This is a genomic window from Finegoldia magna, from assembly GCF_018371055.1.
GTDB classification, from domain to species: Bacteria; Bacillota; Clostridia; order Tissierellales; family Peptoniphilaceae; genus Finegoldia; species Finegoldia magna_I.
In genome coordinates, this window is the sequence record NZ_JAGYZD010000161.1 from 1 (window position 1) to 4,134 (window position 4,134).

Here is a 4,134-nt window from a genome sequence, read left to right on the forward strand (position 1 = left end):
GAAATATTAAAAGTGAGAGATACATTACAAAGTGCTAATAGTAGTTTAAAGGAAATTCAAGATTTTGTTCAAAAAGCTAATGGAGATTCAAAAAGTTTACCCACACATACACCGTGAGGGTCGCGATTTGTTTGTTGATGAAATATTTCTTGGATGATGAATTCAAGGTTGAGTATTTGAACATTGCGGCTCAGATCAAAAGCGAAGAATACTATGTCAACATGATGATTGCGTGGTTTTTCGCGACGGCGTTGGCAAAACAGTGGGACGATGTTATATTCGTTTTGGAAGATAATTTGCTAGAAGATTGGACGCACAACAAAACTATACAAAAATCCAGGGAAAGTTTCAGAATAACACCTGAACAAAAACAATATCTAAAATCATTAAAGAAAAGGAGATAAAATGCGAAGAAAAGATCGTGAAATCACAAGTTTTGATGAACAATTGAAGATAATAGATCAGTGTGATGTAGTAAGGCTAGGGCTTGTTGATGACGAAGGCTATCCGTATATTTTGCCACTGAATTTTGGATATGAAGTGGTGGATAATCAATTGGTTTTGTATTTTCATGGCGCACTGGAAGGCTACAAATACCAACTCATCGACAAGAACAACAAGGCTTCTTTTGAGATGGACACAGACCACGATTTGTATTCCGACAGAGAAAAGGGATACTGCACGATGAATTACTCAAGCATCATGGGAAAAGGAATCGTGGAATATGTGACAGATGCTGAGGAAAAATTCAGGGCATTGACCGTGATGACGGACAAATATCACGTAGAACATTTTGAGTTCAACCCGAAAGCAATTCCAAGAACTAGGGTTTTCAAATTAACAGTTACATCAATGACTGCGAAACACAAAACTATGAAAAAATAAACTTATAAAACACAAAAATTATTATTCAAAAATGCTTGACAGTATAACTTATCAGCTGTATACTGAAAAGGTAGTAAGTAATTAAGGTAGTGAATCAAAGTTTTGTAAAATATTTTATTCTCTTAAATTAATTAGTTATCACAAAAATAAAAATGTACAGTGGTACGGTTATTCTACGGAATAACGAGGAGGATATTATGAGTAACGGAACAGTTAAATGGTTTAATTCTACTAAAGGATTTGGATTTATAACAGGAGAAGACAACAAGGACATTTTTGTTCACCAAAGCGCAATCCAACAAGAAGGATTCAGAACATTAGAAGAAGGACAAAAAGTTTCATACGATGTTGAAGCTTCTGAAAAAGGCGACAGAGCAGTTAACGTAGTTAAATTATAATATAACAAGGTTCAATCATTTTGGTTGGACCTTTTTAATTTGTTCAAATGTGGGTATAAATATATTGCCCAAAATATTAATAAAAAGAAAGGATTAACAATGGCAAACACAGAACAAAAAATTATGGAATTAATTCCAGATGAATTGAAGAACAAATTACCGGGATTTTTACAAGGAAATGTACTATCAGGAGTTGTCGACAAAATCAAACAACAATATCCAGATCTTTACAAAAAAGTTGAAGAATCAGAAGGTCAAATCCCTGAAGATGTAAAACAAAAATTGACAGAAGTAATCAATAACTTTGTCCAACAAAAATTAGGATAAAATCAGACCAGTATGCGTGAAAATGTGTACTGGTTTTTTGTTTGTCAAAATATTACAAAATCTCATAAATGTGATATATTAGTATTAGATTTTAAAAATTATGGGAGGAATAATATGGATTTTGAAGAAGTGATTAAAAATCGATATTCTTGCAAAAAATATAGCGACAAAAAGGTAGAAAAGGAAAAACTAGACAAGATATTGGAAGCTGGAAGATTAGCGCCAACAGCGAAGAACTTGCAAGAACATCACATTTATGTAATACAATCAGAAAAAAACTTGAAAAAAGTCGACGAAGTGACACCTTGTAGATACGGCGCAAGTACAGTTTTACTTGTAACTTTTGACAAGACAAACGTGTTTACTTATCCTGGCGATAGAAGAGATTCTGGAATAGAAGATGCATCCATCGTCGCTACTCATTTGATGTTAGCAGCGAAAAACCAAGGATTGGAAAGTTGTTGGATTAATTTCTTGGATCCAGACATCACACACAAGAAGTTCCGCCTTCCTGCAAAAGAAGAAGTACTAATGATGCTGGACATCGGCTATCCTGCTGAAGACTCTGAAATCAATCCACTTCACGACAAAAGAAAAGATTTGTCAGAAACAGTAACATTTATTTAAACAATACTTAATCTGGAGATTTAATGAATTTAAAATATAACGAAATATTAGTTAGAAACGCCTCTTTGGAAGATGTACCTAATTTATTAAAATGGTGGAATGATGGCATGGTAATGGAACATGCAGGATTTCCTCTTGGACTAAACACTACCGATAACAGAGTTATACAAAATATTAAAAATCACGACATGATAAATAATGCTCTGTTTATAATTGAATATAACAAAATTCCAATTGGAGAAATGAATTACAAGAAACTTGATCATAAATCGGTGGAGATTGGAATTAAAATTTGTGAAGAAGAATATCAAAATAGAGGTCTGGGAAAAATTATTTTAAGTTTATTGATCAGTGAGTTGTTTTCAAAAGGATTTGAGAAAATAGTATTGTCAACAACTGTAGAGAATAAAAGGGCGCATCATGTTTATGAAAAACTAGGATTCGTCAATACAGAAATTAAAGAAAATTCGTGGACAGATCAATTGGGAAACATTCGCTCCTCTGTAATGTATGAGCTAATTTAAGAAAATTTTAATAACCAATTAACTAAACTAAAGGAGAACTAATGAACAAAAGAAAAATCGACGTAATGGACTACGCATCAGACATTGTAAAAGAACTTCCGAAAGGAATATTTTTGAACACGAAAGCAAACGGCAAATTCAACAGCATGGCGATTGCATGGGGAACTATTGGCTACAATTGGAACAAGCCTGTGTTCGTGTGCTACGTTAGAGAAGGAAGATTTACCAGAGAATTGTTGGACGAAAATCCAGAATTCACAATCAGCGTCCCAATCGGCTCCTACGACAAAAAAATAATGAAAGTTTGTGGCAGCCAAAGTGGAAGAGATGTTGATAAAGTAGAAGAAGCAAACCTCACACTCGTTGAGCCAGAAACAATTTCTGTGAATGGAATCAAAGAACTTCCTTTAACTATTGAATGCAAACTAATTTATCGTCAAGAACAGGATTTGTCATTACTTCCAGATGATATTTTGAACAGAAATTATCCGCAAGATGTCGATAGCTCCAATCCTCGCTCCAACAAGGATTTTCACATCACATATCTTGGAGAAATCGTCGACAGTTATATAATTGAAGATTAATCGCAAAACGACTCAGTCACATTGGCTAAGTCGTTTTTAAATTGCTCACTTGATAGAAGAAATTTGCCAATTCATCAGTGCTTTCCACTCCACCTTTTCTAATCCAGTGCAAAATAATTCCCGAATTCAACGACAAGAACACCTCGGTCGAATAATCTTTTGGCAAAAACGGGTGATTGTCAATCGAATACTTCAACTCCGGAAGCGTATCAATTAACGCCAACAAAAACTTCCTCAACATATCGTTGATGTAGTTGTAGCTGTTCATCGTCAACGCATAAATAAAATCGAAATCATCCTTCACATAATCGATAACTTTTTTGATGATATCGTACGAATATTTTCTGCCGATCTTTTCCGACGTCAAAATCTCTTTCAACTCTTCAAAGATTTCCTCCACCAAATTATCCACCAAATCCATTTTATCATCGTAGTGCAAATAAAATGTCCCACGATTGATGTTGGCTTGTTTCGTCAATTCGCTCACCGAAATATCGTTCAAACTTTTTTCTTTCAACAAAATAGTCAACGCTTTTTTTAATTTGTCCCTCGTATCCGTTTCTCTAATCATAAAATCTCCTTAAATGAACAAACTGTTCAATATTGTTTTGTTACAATTCTACTTTTAATATAAAATAATTTATAAGATAAATCAACACATTGTTCATATAAGAGGTGAAACATGGCATATATTGAAATGAAAAACAGCTACAAACGCTACAAATCAGGACAATCCGAAATAATTGCGAACAACGACATATCGTTTGAAATAGAAAAAGGAGAATTGGC

At 33.8% G+C, this 4,134-nt stretch carries 8 protein-coding genes and 1 pseudogene; 8 read left to right on the plus strand and 1 reads right to left on the minus strand.

Annotation, left to right across the window (positions count from 1 at the left end; genetic code table 11):
- Positions 1–131 precede the first annotated feature (131 nt).
- The 7 genes from KHW44_RS07105 to KHW44_RS07135 all read left to right on the plus strand — a co-directional run bounded on the left by KHW44_RS07105 (position 132) and on the right by KHW44_RS07135 (position 3,345).
- Positions 132–404 (plus strand): hypothetical protein, encoded by a 273-nt coding sequence (locus KHW44_RS07105; protein WP_304067723.1) that lies wholly within the window; start codon positions 132–134, stop codon positions 402–404.
- A gap of 1 nt (position 405) precedes the next feature.
- Complete coding sequence (locus KHW44_RS07110; protein WP_294684977.1) at positions 406–885, plus strand: pyridoxamine 5'-phosphate oxidase family protein; 480 nt, start codon at positions 406–408, stop codon at positions 883–885.
- A 197-nt stretch (positions 886–1,082) separates the two neighbouring features.
- A complete protein-coding gene (locus KHW44_RS07115; protein ID WP_035108999.1) occupies positions 1,083–1,283 on the plus strand; it encodes a cold-shock protein in 201 nt (66 codons plus the stop codon).
- A gap of 99 nt (positions 1,284–1,382) precedes the next feature.
- Entirely contained in the window at positions 1,383–1,610 is a 228-nt protein-coding gene (locus KHW44_RS07120; RefSeq protein ID WP_294684970.1) for a hypothetical protein, read from the plus strand.
- Between the two features lie 114 nt (positions 1,611–1,724).
- The gene (locus tag KHW44_RS07125; RefSeq protein ID WP_094204294.1) at positions 1,725–2,237 is read left to right on the plus strand and encodes a nitroreductase family protein; all 513 of its coding nucleotides are present in this window, start codon (positions 1,725–1,727) and stop codon (positions 2,235–2,237) included.
- A gap of 23 nt (positions 2,238–2,260) precedes the next feature.
- Positions 2,261–2,761: a GNAT family N-acetyltransferase gene (locus tag KHW44_RS07130; protein WP_304067730.1), complete on the plus strand. Its 501-nt coding sequence runs from the start codon at positions 2,261–2,263 to the stop codon at positions 2,759–2,761.
- A gap of 41 nt (positions 2,762–2,802) precedes the next feature.
- Positions 2,803–3,345, plus strand: a complete 543-nt coding sequence (locus tag KHW44_RS07135) for a flavin reductase family protein (protein WP_304067733.1) — start codon at positions 2,803–2,805, stop codon at positions 3,343–3,345.
- A gap of 25 nt (positions 3,346–3,370) precedes the next feature.
- Here the strand turns inward: KHW44_RS07135 and KHW44_RS07140 are convergent, their stop codons facing one another.
- Complete coding sequence (locus KHW44_RS07140; protein WP_304067736.1) at positions 3,371–3,916, minus strand: TetR/AcrR family transcriptional regulator; 546 nt, start codon at positions 3,914–3,916, stop codon at positions 3,371–3,373.
- A 111-nt stretch (positions 3,917–4,027) separates the two neighbouring features.
- Between KHW44_RS07140 and KHW44_RS10140 the strand changes: the two are divergent.
- Positions 4,028–4,134: pseudogene (locus KHW44_RS10140) on the plus strand (ABC transporter ATP-binding protein); the annotation flags it as partial.